The sequence below is a fragment of the Labilibaculum euxinicum genome (assembly GCF_963678175.1).
Lineage (GTDB): Bacteria > Bacteroidota > Bacteroidia > Bacteroidales > Marinifilaceae > Labilibaculum > Labilibaculum euxinus.
In genome coordinates this window covers 2356826-2373332 of the sequence record NZ_OY782756.1, presented here as the reverse complement: position 1 = coordinate 2373332, position 16507 = coordinate 2356826, and the positions used below count along the sequence as shown (strand labels likewise).

Below are 16507 nucleotides of genomic sequence, written 5' to 3'. Positions count from 1 at the left end.
TTTTATAGCTAACCAGCCACTCCTATTTCAAATAATCATCAAAATAATTACTCACTTTTTGCTTCAAGTGAATACGATCACGCCCTCTTACGTTGTGCTCGGCACAAGGATAAGGGAAATAATCAACCTGAACATTGTTTTTAATACACTCCCGAATAAAATTCAAACTATGCTGCCATAGCACAGTATTATCAATTGCGCCCTGACAGATCAATAGTTTTCCTTTCAAATCTTTTGCTTTTGTAAGCAAGGAGGTCATCGCATATCCTTCCGGATTCTCTTCCGGAGTATCCATATAACGCTCCCCGTACATCACTTCGTACCATTTCCAGTCAATTACGGGACCACCGGCTACTGCGACTTTAAATACATCAGGATAATTTGTAATTAAGGAAATGGTCATAAAACCACCATAACTCCAGCCATGAACCCCAATACGATCAACATCAACATAGGGTAATGATTTCAAAAACTCTACCCCTTTCATTTGATCAGCCATTTCGGGTTGACCACACTGACGGTGGATAATAGCTTCAAACTCTTTTCCTCTATTTGCTGAACCTCTATTATCCAAAACATAGATTAAATAGCCATTCTGAGCCATATACTGCTCCCACAAACGAGAACCTCCCAACCAATTATCAGTTACCAATTGTGCATGCGGTCCCCCGTAAACGTAAACCACCACCGGATATTTTTTATTTGGATCGAAATCTGCTGGTTTAACCATCCTGTAATACAAATCCGTTTTTTCATCTGCCGATTTTATAGTCCCCAAAGAGATTTCACCCAAATTATAATCAGCCAGCTCATTTTCAGCATTCACCAATTCCTTTATCACTTTGCCTTTTGTATCTGCAACTTGGATTTTTCGCGGCACATTTAAACTGCTGTAATTATCAATAATAAATTTACCGTCGGCACTTGGCTTAACTGCATGAGTTCCTTCCTCTGTCGTTAATCGAATTCGCTTGCCAGTTTTCAAATTCAATTTATATGCATGTCTTTCAATAGGACTCACTTCCGTTGATACAAAAAACATGTTCTTCTCTGATTTATCAAAACCCAAAATCTCTGTAATTTCCCAATCTCCCGATGTCAATTGTTTGATTAATTTTCCATCCGTATCGTACAAATAAGCATGATTAAAACCATCCCGGTTATTGGTCTGATAAATAAATTGATTTGTATTATTTTTTAAGAAAATCAATTCATGGGAAGGTTCTACCCAGCGATCATCCTTTTCTTCGAAAAGTGTTTTTACAAATTTACCTGTTACTGCTTCGTATTTATTCAGTTTAGCATGATCCGAAGAACGATTCAAAACCTGAATGTAAATAAATTTTCCATCTGGCCCCCAAGTAATATTTGTCAAATATTGATCCGTTCCAAAATCATCAGATTGAATCCATACTGTTGATTTCTCTTTCAGATTATAAATACCCAAACTCACCGTTTCGCTGCCCATGCCAGCCATCGGATATTTAATTTCCTTCAAATCACCAACTCGTGTGGTAATATCTAATAATGGAAATGTGGTAACATTACTTTCATCTTTCCGATAAAAGGCCAAACATTTTCCTTTTGGTCCCCAAAAAATTCCATCACTAATACCATATTCACTCCGGCTAACTATTTGACCGTTAACCAAATTCTTATCCTGATCCGAAGTTACAGCCACTTCATTTCCATCTGCACCGCTTATATACAGATTATTCTCAATGGTATATGCAACAGATGAATTAACTGCACAAAATTCAGCATTTTCCGCCTTATTGCTAATTTTCAATTGTGACACAAGCTTCTTATTGAGCAGATCAATTTGAATAAAATTACCTTGGTTGTAATATTGAATCACATCATTACTTATCCATGAAAACCGCGGCAATCTGCTTAATTCTTTGTCTCCTGCCGATTTTAACATCACATTTAAATCCGATAATGTAAAAATAACTTTAGCCTCTTCATCTGGTTCAGCCGCCATAATATCATTATTTGAAACATAGGATATCAGATTACTTTCGCCTTTCCACGATAATTGAGATAAATTTTCAGGATAAAACTTTCCCCATTGTCCCAAAATAGCGTCTTCCATACTCAATTTCTTTGTTTGAGCATCTGCAGCAGTAAAAAGGGCACAAATGATTAGTAAATAGGTTAGAAGGAATACTCTTTTCATAGTGTTTTTTGTCGTTGTTATATTTCTTTTTAAAAAATTCGTCTCCAAATGTATCCTTTTTAGTAGAAATAGAGTAATAATGAAAGAATAATTAACCGAGACAATCACCAATTACTTTGAAAAAAATCCAAAGTAAGATCGAAAAACTCAATCAATAGTAAATTCGCAAAACGAATCAGTAGTGTAGCATACACAGAGCTTTGAGAAGTAGTTTATTCTTTCTAAATTGGCTTAATAAATTTTAAGTTATACAATATGCCGAAGAACAAAATACCAAACAGTATTAAATTTCTTATTTTAATCTCTATTGCTGCAATAGTAACATTTTTTATTTTGCGTAAAAATAAGACTAAAAATGATGTTGCCACTGACGAGATAGCTGCAGAAGCTGCTATCATGGAAGATATAGATCAGTCTGCGAATATTTTTAAATACAATAATATTCTCTTCAGTCTTCCATCTCCATATCAAATCTCACTGCTTCTTGAGCAATCGGGAATTCCTTACAATAAAGATTTATTGCATACGACAAGCAAAGCAAGCGACTATGTTGAAAATTTTAGCAAAGCTGTAAATTTCGGCATTTACGGATCTGATTTAGGATACATTAACATCTATCATCAAACTCAAGATGCAGCAAGTTATTTTGCGGTTTTAAAAATCATTTCTCAGGAAATTGGATTATACAACGCGATGGATAAACCTACGATTGAACGTATTGAGAAAAATATTGAAAATAGAGACTCTTTGCTCGTTATTGTAAGTACTACCTATCGTAAAATCGATAATTATTTAAAAGTCAATGACAGAGAAAATACCGGAGCTTTAATCTTAGCAGGTGGTTGGATAGAATCTGTTTATATTCTAACCCAACAAATCAAGACGAGTCCAAACAAAGAATTAATGACTCGGATTTCAGAGCAGAAAAGACCTCTTGAGAATTTAATAAAACTTTTAGTACCCTATTCCAATGAATCTAAAGACTTCTATTTTCTGGTTGATCGATTAATCGATTTAGCTTACACATTTGATGAAATAGAAGATAAATACACATATATTCCTCCAATTACTGATGCTAAAAACAAACTTACAATTGTAAAAAGCAAATCTGAATTGGTAATGAATAAAGAACAGTTAGCTTCAATTACTGATAAAGTAAGTGTTATTCGTAACTACATCATCAAGTAATCCAATTAAAAAAACAACTTATGAATCGCTTCTATACCCTTTTTCTTATATTATTCTTTACAGGCCTTAGCTTTCACTCTAATGCGCAATCGGATGTTACATTGCAAAACTGCACAAAATATCTGGAACCTGAATTTATATCCGATGGCCAACAATATAAAGCCCTTCTATCGGGTGGTGAAGTTGCTGAATTTCACACAACATTTTATGCCAATAACTATTACCGAATTGTAGGAGCCACTGGTAAAATGGAAAAAAATGTAATCTTCTCAATTTACGATGAGGAAAATCATTTGCTTTTTTCCAATAAGGATCATAAGAACTCGCCTTATTGGGATTTTCAATTTACCAACTCAATAAATTGTACCATTGAAGCCAAATTAAATCAGAAAGAAGTAACATCCGGATTTGTCCTTCTCCTGATCGGATTTAAACAATAATATCCGTTCACCTCTTCTCACAACACACCACTAACTTTCACATTCTATGAGTGAACGAATTCTTAAGGCTTTAATGCAGCTATTTGCAATCATTGCTCACCCAAAAAGTTCAGCAATTGAGAGGCGAAGAATGGTTTCCAAATATCTCAAACAACAACTTGATCAAGAAACAGCTGAAGAATATCTTAGCTTATATGATCAACACTATGAGGCTAACCAGAAGCGTACTACAAGAACCACCAAAATTAAAAAATACACTTCAGCAAGCTCGGTGAGAGTGCTTCGCATATGCACCGAAATAAACGAAGAACTCGTTGTCCGACAAAAGGTGATTGTCCTCATTCAGTTGTTGGAATTCCTAAAATTGGAAAAAGAAATTAGTGATCAAGAATTCGCCTTTGTTGAAACTGTTGCAGAGACCTTTAACCTTCCTCTTGGAAGTTATGATCGATTAAAGAATTTTGTTCTAAATGATTTCGATGAAATCACCCGATCTGTACGTTTACTTACCGTTAGTAATGAGAACAAAGTATTTGAAGTAGGAGAACATTATTATGCTGAAGGTTTCGTAGGTGAAATTAAAATTCTTCGTCTTAAGCGAGTAGACATGTTTGTGTTGCGATTCAAGGGAATTGAAGAACTAATCATGAACGGGCAGAATCTTAATCCAGAGCGAGTACATCTGTTAACTCAAGGTTCATCCATCCGAAATCCGAAAATTAATCCGATTTATTTTAGTGATATTGCCACGACCTTTCATCGCGATCAGGAACACAAAAGAGTTGTATTCGAAGCCAAAAATATTGAATACCGGTTTAAAGAAAATAATATTGGTATTCATGATCTTTCTTTCAAGGAAGAATCAGGAAAAATGGTTGGTATTATCGGATCAAGTGGTGCTGGTAAAACAACGCTTTTAAATGTTTTAAATGGGTCAGAAAATCCCAGTGATGGAATTGTAGAGATTAATGGATACAACATTGTAACCGATAAATCCCAGTTGGAAGGTGTTGTTGGTCATGTTTCACAGGATGACTTATTAATAGAATCGCTTACCGTTTTCGAAAATCTATATTTTAATGCCAAACTTTGCTTCGACAAATACAGCACTTTTCAACTAATTAGAATTGTATTGAACTTGCTTAAAGATTTAGGGTTGTACGATGCCCGGAATCTTAAAGTGGGAAATCCATTGGATAAAAAAATTAGCGGAGGACAGCGAAAGCGATTAAATATTGCTTTGGAATTGATTCGTGAACCTTCCGTATTATTTCTTGATGAACCAACTTCAGGTTTATCATCGAGAGATTCTGCAAAGATTATGGATCTTCTTAAAAATTTAGCATTAAAAGGGAAGTTGATTTTTGTCGTAATACATCAACCGTCTTCAGATATATTTAAGATGTTCGATCGCTTGTTAATTTTGGATACTGGCGGCTATCTGATTTTTAACGGGAATCCACTTGATGCGATAACCTATTTCAAATCGCAAACAATGCGGGCAAACCGTACAGAAAGCGAATGTTCATCATGCGGTAACGTTGATGCGGACCAAATTTTTAATATTATTGAATCTGAGGTATTGGATGAATACGGTAATCCTACACAGGTTAGAAAGGTATCTCCTATTCAATGGTATAAAAAATATCACGAATATGTGGGTGTTAATAAAACTATTGATGATACAACCGAGCTTCCTCCGGTAACATTCAAAATTCCAAATATATTTAAACAATTTAGTGTATTTGTAAAAAGGGATGTAATTTCCAAACTGGCAAACCGTCAATACTTATTTATTAATTTATTTGAAACGCCGCTATTAGCATTTCTTTTAAGTTATATTATTAAATTTTACAATATTGACGTTGCCAATGATTTAGGTTATACATTTAGTAACAACAGCAACCTTCCGGTATACCTTTTCATGTCGGTTATTGTTGCTCTGTTTATAGGCTTAACGCTTAGTGCTGAAGAAATTATTAAAGATCGAAAAATTCTTAAAAGGGAACGGTTTTTAAACTTAAGCAAGTTTAGTTATCTACTTTCAAAAATTGTTATTCTGTTCTCTATATCGGCCTTTCAAGCCTTTTTATTTACGATAATAGGCAACTCTATTCTGGAAATTAAAGGAATGTATTTTGAATATTGGCTTGCTCTTTTCAGTGCCTGGTGCTTTGCTAATATGCTTGGTTTAATCATCTCGGACAGTTTTAAAACTGTAATTACCATTTACATTTTAATTCCTTTTATCTTAATACCACAGCTAATTTTAAGTGGTATAATTGTAAAATTCGATAAACTTAATCCGACCATTTCCACACCAAATAATATTCCTTGGTATGGTGAAATAATAACTGCTCGTTGGGCTTATGAAGCTTTAGCTGTAAAACAATACAAAGACAACGAATACATGGCTAATTTCTATATCTACGAAAAGTTAATGAGTAAAGCTGATTATCGTAAAAATTATTGGTTACCGATTCTTAAAAACAAATTAAATACCAGCGAACGATACCTTAAGTTACCAGATAAAAAGAAGGAACTTGCCGAAAATTTATTACTCCTTCATAACGAACTTTCGATAGAAGATCTTGATCAAATTGCAATTCCATTTGATAATTTAGATCAACTCAATCCTCAAAATTTAAACGCCGACGTTATTAAAGCGACGCGGGAGTATTTTAATAAATTGAACCGATACTACATTAATTTATATAATGTCTCGAATCGTAAAAAGGATGAACGCTTAACCAAGTTACAAAAAGGATTTTTAGACAAACAGGCATTTGTGAACATGAAAAAAACATACACAAATGAAGGTCTTACTGAGTTTGTTAGAAACTCGAACGATATCGAACGAATTATTGAATACAAAGGGAAATTATTCCAAAAAATTGATCCTATTTACAGGAATCCTGAAGGAAGTTTTATTAAAGCACACTTTTATGCTCCTCAGAAAAGGATATTTGGACAATATTTCGACACGTACTGGGTAAATATCATCGTTATTTGGGTCTCAACATTTTCACTATATATTATTCTGTATTATAGCTTATTCAAGAAACTATTAGGTGTTTTTGACCAAAGATTTAACAAGAAAAAATACGAACGATAAATCAATTTGTAAATTCAAAAAAGGCTGATTCCAATTCATAAAAAAACCGCAAGTTTTCACTTGCGGTTTTTATATATCTTAAAATATACTATTCTTCTTCTTCTTCGATCATTGTAAATGGAATCTTAATAATAGACTGATAATCTTCTCCAGCCTCCAACATATCTTCATCATCCGCTTCATAATACCAGTTAATTCCAACCTTTTGTCCACGCTTAAATATAACTTCAAGCTTTTTAAAGACATCAAGCAAGCATTTCGAAGAGCTGGTATTAAAATACTCAAGTCTAATATTTACGATCGTAGATTCCTTTGGTTCACTAATGTAGGTATCAAGCCACTCAATAATTGGCTTATAAAAATCTAAGGAATTCTCTGGAATTGATCGCCCGGAAATTAAAAAAGAACCTTCATCACCATCAAAATTTATGTTTGGTGTTTTAGGGCTGCCTTCTATAATAAGTGAATTCATGAAAATCTATTTTTGATTGTTATTAAATAATTACATCTATAGCAAGAAACAAAAAATTAGGGTTGTATTGAAAAAACTGATACTCCATATTATTGCCACTCTTTCTTGCAATGTCAACCATTCCTAGTCCGCCGCCACCTTTTTCAGAGAATTGGTCGTTTCCTAAGATAATCCTATATAAACTTTGAGTTTCTGTAGAAGACAATGTATTAATTTGATCAATTCTATCTCGAATAAGTCTTAATCCATCAATTTTAATAAAATTCCCTGCACAAATTCTGTATTGATTTCCTTCATCACGCAAAATTAAAACACCAAATTTTTCATAGGAAACATCTAAATCAGAAGGAACCTCACCATGGTGATGTAAATTCTGAACCAGTTCAACCAATACATTAAAAACTTTCTTGAAAAGTTTTGGTGGTTCATTTCGATCTTTCAAAATTTGTTCAATCGACTGCAAAATATCAGTAACATCCTCATCTTCAATCCGCCCCATATAGTCGAAAATAGCATCTTCATCTATTTTTTCGGAATACCACTGGTTTAGATCAAAGTTCATAAATAATATAATTATTGTTACTCGCTGGACAAATATAATAAAATATCGTTGAGCTGATGAGATATGGAATCAATTTTCCTAATTACTCCTTTTTATATCTTTCGTTCTTTTTTCCGTCGAACATTGAATATTTTTGAAATTTACATTCCAATGGGCCATTGAACAGCGTTATTTTTCGGGAAGGACGCAATCCAATGCTATGGAAGCACTCTTCAGAGTAACTCAATATCCATGCATCATATCCAGCAAAATTGTGCTTTAAACGCTCTCCAATCATTGAATACAATCCTTCCAAATCCTTAATTTTCAGTCTCTCACCATAAGGTGGATTTGTAATCATCAAACCTTTCTCAATAGGTGGAACAAATTGCTGGAATGGAGTAATTTTCAAATCAATTTTTCTTCGCAAGCCTGCATTTCTAATGTTGGCTTCGGCAATCTCCACTGCTTTATCAGAAATGTCTGAACCCATTATTTTTCCTTCGAACTCTACTTCAGTTTCTTCGTTATAGATATCTTCCCACATATCTTCGTCATATTCTTTCCATTTTTGAAAAGCAAATTCTTTACGATACAATCCAGGAGGAATGTTGTATGCTATAAGAGCGGCTTCGATTAAAAGGGTACCCGAACCACACATAGGGTCAATAAAATTCATTTTTTTATCCCAATCAGATAATAAGATCATACCTGCAGCCATAACTTCATTAAGAGGAGCTGCTGTTTCTGCAACGCGATACCCTCTTTTGTGTAATGATTCTCCAGAGCTATCAAGAGAAACAGTACAGGTATTTTTATCGATATGAATATTAATTCTTAGGGTTGGATTAACCACCCGAACATTTGGACGATCTCCAATCTTGTCGAAGAATTGGTCAACAATAGCATCTTTTACACGATAGGTTACAAACTTAGAGTGTTTGAAATCTTCTGAACTTACAGTACTGTCAATCGCAATTGTTTCACGATGTGTGATGTACTCGCTCCAGTCTATCTCCTGAATCCCTTTGTACAACTCATCCGTATCCTTGGCATTAAATTTATGGATTGGTTTAAGAACTCGGGTTGCAGTTCTCAAATGAAGATTTGCTTTATAAATTAAGCTTTTATCTCCAACAAAGCTCACAGCTCGCTTTAAGATTCTAATCTCTTCTGCTCCTAATTGCTCCAACTCATGAAACAATACTTCCTCTAACCCTTGAAAGGTTTTTGCAATTAATCTGAATTTACCCGAGTCTGTTTTCAAAACTATCTTTTTTTAATGTCTCTTAATTATTTCAAATAACGGTTACAAGAAAAACAATTCCTTATTCATTTCAAAAACCAAAGCTTTCGATCCGCATTTCGGCTACAAAATTAATCTTTAGCTCTTAAAAACATAGGTTTTCGAGAAGATATTAATAAAAAAAGCCGAAAGTTAAACTTTCGGCTTAGTATCATTACTTATTCATTCGCTAATTCTTTCTGATAAATCTTAGGATTACTCAAAACCTCTACCGCTTTTAATATAAAATCATTCTTCTTATTTACGACCTTATAATACTCAGAACTCTCCCATAAATCCCTAGCCAAAAGTGCTTTTACATGAAGCTTCAAATCATCAACAACAGCAAGATAATCTTCTTCATTTTTCTCTATCCCCTCTTTTTCTCCCATAGAAACGATCTCTTGAAGCATCTCTTCACTGACTTCAAAGTTTTTATCAAAATCTTCAAAGTTTGCATATTTATTTCTCAACTTCTTCAAATTCCGATCCATATAATTCACAACAAAAGGATAAACTACATTTTTCCGAACCAATAAATTGAAATATTTAAAATTAGCCGTTGTATCAATAGGTATAAAAATGTCAGGCATAATACCTCCTCCTCCATAAACAATTCTCTTTTTCACTAATGTATTATACTTTAACGAATCAGGAAAGTGTATGCTATCTGCACTTATCATTTCGCCTGATTTATATCTGTTCAATATATCCAGATGATAATCCTCTAAACCTTTTTCATACGACTTTTGAATACATCTTCCTGTCGGAGTATAATAATGAGCTGTGGTAAGACGAATCATAGATCCATCAGACAATGGAAACTGACGTTGTACCAAACCTTTTCCAAAAGATCTGCGTCCAAGAATTAAGCCTCTGTCCCAATCCTGAATTGCCCCTGCTACAATCTCCGATGCAGATGCAGATCCTTCATCAAGAAGCACAACAACTTTCCCATTTTTAAAAATACCTTTGGCAGTAGATATATTTTCCCTTCTTGGATTTGTTAAACCCTGAGTATAAACAATTAATTGCTCAGCTTCGAATAATTGATCAACAATTTCAATTGCAGCCTGCATATAACCGCCGCCATTACCTCTTAGATCGAGAATCATATCCTGCATATTTTCAGCCTTCAATTTAATTAAAGCTTCCAGGAATTCTTCCGAAGTTGTTGCTGCAAATCGATTAAGTTTGACGTAACCAATCTGATTATTAATCATGTAAGCCGCATCCAAACTATGGATAGGAATATTATCTCTTGTTATTACAAAATCGATCAATTCTTTTTCGCGTTTTCTCTTTACTACAAGACTAACAATTGTTCCTTTATCACCCCGCAGGCTTTTACGAACATCATTATTTTTTAACCCAACAGCGGCAACATTTTCGTTATCAATTTTCAATATTCGATCGCCGGCACGTAAACCAACCTTTTCTGACGGTCCACCAGGAATGGTTGCTACAACCATTAATGTATCTCTCAAAATATTAAATTGGATGCCAATTCCACTAAAACTTCCCTGCAACGGTTCATTCATTTCCTGAATCTCATCTTTGCTTATATAAACCGAATGTGGATCTAATTCGGACAACACTTTAACAATTGCATCCTCTGTTAATCGATCAAGGCTAACTGTATCAACATAGAATGCATCGATTAATGCCAATAAATTTTGATATTTTATCGCTTGATTCTTTACTGATTGAGCCTTAAGTCCACCGACATACATAAACAGGCCGACTAAACAGATAGAAACCACGTTCCTCAAAAATAATTTCTTACTACTCATATAAATTATGCTTTTTAATAAATTTTGCGCAAATTGATTTTAAATTTCAAAAAGTCACCGAAAGATACAATTTTTATAAGAAATACAGGTATTGTAAAATACAAATATGAAACATAAACCGAACATACTTTTAATTGGTTTTCATAATTCACTGAACATTGATTCAATGACTCAAATAGCTTTTAAAAATTGTAACACAGGACAGGAAGCAATTGAATTACTCATCGATGAAAATTTTGATTTAATTATCTCAAAATATCAGTTAGATGACCAAAATGCTATTGAATTAAATCAGTCTGTTAAATCTTTAAAAAACTACTACGCAAATACTATTCCAAAAAACAATAAGCTTCTTATTATTACCACTAATCCTGAAGAAGAGCAGCTTTGCAAAGACAACAAAATACTTTTCTTTCCAGAAAATCTGAATTTAAAATCACTGATACTGAAACTTATAGATCTGCCAAGAGAAATAAAAAGAGGTGATCAAAAAGTCGCTATTATTAATTTCAAAGATCTTTTTAAACGGGTTGACAACAATCGTGAATTTATACAAACAGTGATCGAAAAGTTTTTTGAAATTTGGAAATCCCGAATTGATGACATCCAAACTCCTTTAAATAACGGGGAATTTAAACTTGCAAAGGATGCAGCTCATAAACTAAAAGGAGTATTGGCAAACTTCTCTATGGAAGCAGCAAGAACTACTATTATCGAATTGGAAAAACATATTTTAGATAACGATCAGGAATTATCAGTTCAAAAATTAAATCAATTAATTGCTGATATTGAGAATACCCGCAAATTTTATCTTGACAACCAAGATCAATTCAAATCCTAACATTTCAATCAAAATAAAACGCAATACCTTCAATCGAAGATATTGCGTTGCAATATATATATTTTAGCCTTTACTGTAGAGTATTATTCCCACTCGATAGTTGCCGGTGGTTTTGAGCTTATGTCATAAACAACTCTGTTGACACCTTTCACTCCATTAATAATCTTGTTCGAAATTTTTGCAAGAAATTCATAAGGCAAATGTGACCAATCTGCTGTCATTCCATCTGTAGACCCAACAGCCCTTAAGGCAACAACACTTTCATAAGTTCTCTCATCGCCCATAACACCAACCGACTGAACCGGCAACAACATCACTCCTGCCTGCCAAACTTCATCGTACAATCCATCTTCTACCAATCCTGAGATAAAGATGTGATCAACCTCCTGAAGAATACGAACTTTTTCAGCAGTAATATCACCTAAAATACGAATTCCTAAACCAGGTCCTGGGAATGGATGACGACTAATGAATTTATCTTCCAGTCCCATACTTCTTCCGACTCTTCGAACTTCATCTTTAAAAAGTAACTTCAAAGGTTCTACCACCTTCAATTTCATAAAATCAGGTAATCCACCAACATTATGGTGAGACTTAATCGTTTGAGAAGGACCTCCTGTTACAGATATTGATTCGATAACATCAGGATAAATAGTACCTTGACCTAACCATTTTGCATTTTCAATTTTATGAGATTCTTCGTCAAAAACCTCAATAAATCCATTACCAATTATCTTTCGTTTTGTTTCAGGATCGGAAACTCCAGCCAAAGCAGAAATAAATTTCTCCTTTGCATCAACACCAACCACATTCAATCCTAGGGTCTCATATTTTTTTAATACATCTGAGAATTCGTTCTTACGCAACAAACCATTATCAACAAAAATACAGTAAAGATTTTTACCAATTGCTTTGTGCAACAACATTGCCGCTACAGTTGAATCAACACCTCCTGACAAAGCTAAAATAACACTTTCGTCTCCAAGCTTCTCTTTTAATTCAGCAACTGTAGTTTCTACAAATGCATCTGGTGTCCAATTCTGGTGGCAACCACAAATATCTACGATAAAATTCTTCAACAGAATACTTCCTTCTGTTGTGTGATACACTTCAGGATGGAACTGAATTCCGAAGCTTGTCTCGCCTTCAATCACAAACGCGGCATTCTCTACATCCGAAGTACTTGCAATTACTTTAAAATTTGAAGGCATTTTCTCAATGGTATCACCATGCGACATCCACACTTGTGAATTCAAGCTAATGCCTTTCAATAATTCGTTGCTGTTATCTACAGAAGTTAGATTGGCACGACCATATTCACGTTTATTAGAAGCCATAACTTCTCCGCCAAAACAATGAGCCAAATGCTGTGCACCATAACAAACTCCCAGAAGTGGAAGTTTACCTTTTATTTCTAATAAATTTGGAATCGGAGCCTTTTCGTCACGAACAGAAAACGGACTTCCGGAAAGAATAACTCCTTTAATCGATTCGTCGATAACGGGAGGATTATTAAAGGGATGAATTTCACAATAAACGTTTAATTCACGAACTCGTCTGGCAATCAACTGTGTATATTGTGAGCCAAAATCTAAAATCAGAATTTTTTCCTGCATAAAATCTATAAATTGAGGGGGTTGTTCAGTAATCCTATTTGGCGTACAAAGATATACAAATTTTGTTCTCGTAAACTACATTATTTGAATACACGAATCAAAAAACACCTGATTGCAAATCTATTTGTACTTTATCTTCAACACCAAAATTATTAAGGTCAAACCAAGAGTAATAACATTTGCAATTATAACCGGCCAGGCATCTATCAACACCCCATAAATCAACCACATAAGTATTCCGATATTAAACATGGAATACATTGCCAAAGACAAATCTTTCGTGTGCTTCGTTTTAATCACACGTAATGCCTGAGGGATAAATGAAACGGTAGTACAGAAAGCTGCAGCAAAACCTAAAATCGACGCAAAGGTAGTTTCCATTAATTATTTCAGTTAAACCAAAACCCCTAAGAAAATCTTAGGGGTTTGTAAATTACTTAAATTTTTTCAGAAGGTCTTTCACTGCATCTTTATGAACTGTAAATCCCATCATTTTAAGTTTCACGTAATCTTCATGGAAGAAATAATATCCAAATTCAGCTGAATTTTCATCAATGTTTCTTGAACCCGAACTTGAATCTTTAATCAAATACCAGTCTTTACCATCCTTATCAACATAGTAACCCACCAAATGCATTCCATGATCATCGGTCGTAGAACCATTCGAAAAACGTAACTGACGCGCATCATCATTAATGTACTCCGAAGGAATATCAAATGATGGAACCATAGCACAATTCGTTGTTCTTAAGAAGCCGGCCTCAGAAACATCTCCACCAATACTCATTGTGTAACCACTACGAACAGCTTTCTTCACAGCAGTCATATAATCATCTAAAGGAACATTGTAATACTCTTTAGAATGCCACCAATTGTCAGGTACTTTGTATTCAACCTGTTCCCAATATGGTTCTTGTTTGTACGAAAGAATTTCCACATAATCATCCATATTTAATTTCAGATAATCAGCAAGATAAGTTTGTGGCGTATACTCCTTTCCTTCAACTGTAAATTTTGAAGGAGGTGTGCCTAAATAATGATTCATGATCGATTTGACCGTTGAAAGAGCTTCCTCCTCATTCCATGCATTACTTTGCTTTAATCCATTCAGAAAATCCATCATTTCCTTATACATCTTCGCATGAGTATGGAATTTACGACCATTCAACAATCCCGTAAACTCACTCTCAGGGCATGCTCCGTACTTTTTCCAAATTCGAGCAACTGAATTACCTTCGGCACCTTCTTCGAAATGAGAATTCCCTCTTTCCTGAATAAAACGACGGGCTTTTTCAACGTACTCCCAATACACTGTATACAGCTCAGAAATTTTCACTTCTTTTTTGTGTAAACGATACACTTCCGATTCATAAAATGAAGTGGTAGAAAAACACCAGCATGTTCCGGTATTTCCCTGCGAAAGTGTTGGTTGTGCCCATTCCGTATTGTTTTTATACAATGATACTTTATTGGGCAATTCATAAGAGCTTTGATCCATAAAGAATTTTTTGTCAACATCTTTACTTTCCAATTGCTCATCTACATTACGGATGTCCTTCAGAATCGAATTTTGATAATAGCCAGGCTTGTATTCCTGAAATTTCGATTTATCTTGCTTTTGCTGTCCCATTGCTGATGAGCAAAAGGCAAAAGCCAAGCCAATAAATAGTAATCGCTTCATTTGTGTGTCTATTTTAAATTTTATGAACTGCTAAAGTAAAAAAAAACTTGATTGTAAGATGATTAATCCCTATCAAGTTCCACAAAAAACTTTTTTCCATCTTCGGCCAGTGCTGAATTTGGGAAAATATCTTTTGCCTCTTTTAGATGTTCTTTTAAATCCTCGAAACGAGCAGAAAAATGACCAATTAGTAATTTTTTCACATTAGCTTCTACAGCGATTTTCGCTGCTTGTTCTGTGGTTGAATGGTAGGTTTTTTTTGCCCGCTTTTCTTCTGCCTTTAAAAATGTTGCTTCATGATACAATAAATCGACACCTTCAATTATTGGTGCAATTTTTGGCAAATACGCCGTATCTGTACAAAAAGCATAACTTCTTACTTTTGGCGGATCGTTTGTTAACTTTTTATTCGGAACCACCTCTCCATCTTCACGAATAAAATCTTCGCCTTGCTTAATAGCATGCCTGTTTTTAATAGGAATATTGTAAAAAGTCAGCATATCCGATTTTAAAGTCCGAAGTCTTTCCTTTTCTTTAAACAGAAATCCAGCACAAGGCATTGCACCGTGTTTTAACGGAAATGACTGTACAATTACAGAATCATCCTCAAATAAGGTTTGAATTTCGGTTCCAAAAATGGTATGATAAAAAATCTGATAATCTAGTTTCGTCTCCAACAGTTCCAATTGAAACTGAATGAATCTTTCCAATTTACTATGACCGTAAATATGAAGATCCGATTTTCGTCCCTGAAGCGAGAAAGTAGACAGCAAACCAATCAATCCAAAGATATGATCGCCATGCATGTGCGAAATTAGAATATGGTGGATTCGACTCATAGGAACTCTGAACCGCTTCATTTGAATTTGTGTTCCCTCTCCGCAGTCTATTAAAAAAAACCGCTCAAGTACATTGAGTACTTGAGCGGTTGGGAATCTTTTGGTAGTTGGTAAAGCAGAGTTACTGCCTAAGATTGTTACTTCAAATTTCACTAACTATTTGTTTAATTCAATTTGACCTTTCATCGTTGAAACAGCATCATCCATATTATAAGAAATATTTAGAACCGAATCCAACTGAGAAATTGAAACTAATCGTTCAACAGCAGGCTGCAAGCCATGAAGCACAAATGTCCCATTAGCATTTTTACACAACCTATTGGCTACAAGTATTGCACTAAGACCAGACGAATCACAATATGTACAAGGAGTTAAATCCAAAAGGATACTTTTCTCACCATTTCCAGAAATTAAAACCAATTCTGATTTTAAAGCAGGAGCAATGTGGGTATCCAACTTGTCTTTCAATACCTGTACAAGGGTATAACCATCTTTCTTGTCAATCTTGAAATCCATA

General features: G+C 34.3%; 14 protein-coding genes. 4 read left to right on the top strand and 10 right to left on the bottom strand.

What is annotated here, in order from left to right:
- Positions 1 to 22 precede the first annotated feature (22 nt).
- Positions 23 to 2179 carry a S9 family peptidase gene (locus tag ACY0M5_RS09550; protein WP_461631597.1) on the bottom strand — a complete coding sequence of 719 codons (2157 nt, stop codon included), beginning with the start codon at positions 2177 to 2179 and terminating at the stop codon, positions 23 to 25.
- A gap of 255 nt (positions 2180 to 2434) precedes the next feature.
- Here ACY0M5_RS09550 and ACY0M5_RS09545 point away from each other — a divergent pair, with 255 nt between their 5' ends.
- The 3 genes from ACY0M5_RS09545 to ACY0M5_RS09535 are packed head-to-tail and all read left to right on the top strand — an operon-like array spanning position 2435 to position 6922.
- Positions 2435 to 3367 carry a hypothetical protein gene (locus ACY0M5_RS09545; protein ID WP_156197127.1) on the top strand — a complete coding sequence of 311 codons (933 nt, stop codon included), beginning with the start codon at positions 2435 to 2437 and terminating at the stop codon, positions 3365 to 3367.
- A 20-nt stretch (positions 3368 to 3387) separates the two neighbouring features.
- Positions 3388 to 3807 (top strand): hypothetical protein, encoded by a 420-nt coding sequence (locus ACY0M5_RS09540; RefSeq protein WP_156197128.1) that lies wholly within the window; start codon positions 3388 to 3390, stop codon positions 3805 to 3807.
- 46 nt (positions 3808 to 3853) lie between these two features.
- Positions 3854 to 6922: an ATP-binding cassette domain-containing protein gene (locus ACY0M5_RS09535; RefSeq protein WP_461631596.1), complete on the top strand. Its 3069-nt coding sequence runs from the start codon at positions 3854 to 3856 to the stop codon at positions 6920 to 6922.
- An 88-nt stretch (positions 6923 to 7010) separates the two neighbouring features.
- On the opposite strand, the gene ACY0M5_RS09530 is transcribed toward ACY0M5_RS09535, so the two are convergent.
- From ACY0M5_RS09530 to ACY0M5_RS09515, 4 genes are all read right to left on the bottom strand, one after another.
- Positions 7011 to 7394, bottom strand: coding sequence for a DUF1987 domain-containing protein (locus tag ACY0M5_RS09530; protein WP_461631595.1), 384 nt, complete (start codon positions 7392 to 7394; stop codon positions 7011 to 7013).
- Positions 7395 to 7416: 22 nt separating this feature from the next.
- On the bottom strand, positions 7417 to 7956 hold the full coding sequence (locus tag ACY0M5_RS09525) for a SiaB family protein kinase (RefSeq protein ID WP_124991930.1): 540 nt from the start codon (positions 7954 to 7956) through the stop codon (positions 7417 to 7419).
- A gap of 82 nt (positions 7957 to 8038) precedes the next feature.
- Positions 8039 to 9202: a THUMP domain-containing class I SAM-dependent RNA methyltransferase gene (locus ACY0M5_RS09520; RefSeq protein WP_101311461.1), complete on the bottom strand. Its 1164-nt coding sequence runs from the start codon at positions 9200 to 9202 to the stop codon at positions 8039 to 8041.
- 197 nt (positions 9203 to 9399) lie between these two features.
- Entirely contained in the window at positions 9400 to 11013 is a 1614-nt protein-coding gene (locus tag ACY0M5_RS09515; protein ID WP_101311462.1) for a S41 family peptidase, read from the bottom strand.
- A gap of 106 nt (positions 11014 to 11119) precedes the next feature.
- On the opposite strand from ACY0M5_RS09515, the gene ACY0M5_RS09510 reads away from it, so the two are divergent.
- On the top strand, positions 11120 to 11854 hold the full coding sequence (locus tag ACY0M5_RS09510; protein WP_461631594.1) for an Hpt domain-containing protein: 735 nt from the start codon (positions 11120 to 11122) through the stop codon (positions 11852 to 11854).
- An 83-nt stretch (positions 11855 to 11937) separates the two neighbouring features.
- On the opposite strand, the gene guaA is transcribed toward ACY0M5_RS09510, so the two are convergent.
- The 5 genes from guaA to ACY0M5_RS09485 all read right to left on the bottom strand — a co-directional run bounded on the left by guaA (position 11938) and on the right by ACY0M5_RS09485 (position 16506).
- Positions 11938 to 13470: a glutamine-hydrolyzing GMP synthase gene (gene guaA / locus ACY0M5_RS09505; protein ID WP_156197133.1), complete on the bottom strand. Its 1533-nt coding sequence runs from the start codon at positions 13468 to 13470 to the stop codon at positions 11938 to 11940.
- Positions 13471 to 13590: 120 nt separating this feature from the next.
- The gene (locus tag ACY0M5_RS09500) at positions 13591 to 13851 is read right to left on the bottom strand and encodes a SemiSWEET transporter (protein WP_461631593.1); all 261 of its coding nucleotides are present in this window, start codon (positions 13849 to 13851) and stop codon (positions 13591 to 13593) included.
- A gap of 52 nt (positions 13852 to 13903) precedes the next feature.
- Entirely contained in the window at positions 13904 to 15151 is a 1248-nt protein-coding gene (locus ACY0M5_RS09495; protein WP_461631592.1) for a C1 family peptidase, read from the bottom strand.
- Between the two features lie 62 nt (positions 15152 to 15213).
- Positions 15214 to 16143 carry a ribonuclease Z gene (locus ACY0M5_RS09490; RefSeq protein ID WP_124991925.1) on the bottom strand — a complete coding sequence of 310 codons (930 nt, stop codon included), beginning with the start codon at positions 16141 to 16143 and terminating at the stop codon, positions 15214 to 15216.
- A 3-nt stretch (positions 16144 to 16146) separates the two neighbouring features.
- A complete protein-coding gene (locus tag ACY0M5_RS09485; protein ID WP_101311468.1) occupies positions 16147 to 16506 on the bottom strand; it encodes an STAS domain-containing protein in 360 nt (119 codons plus the stop codon).
- Position 16507: the final 1 nt, after the last annotated feature.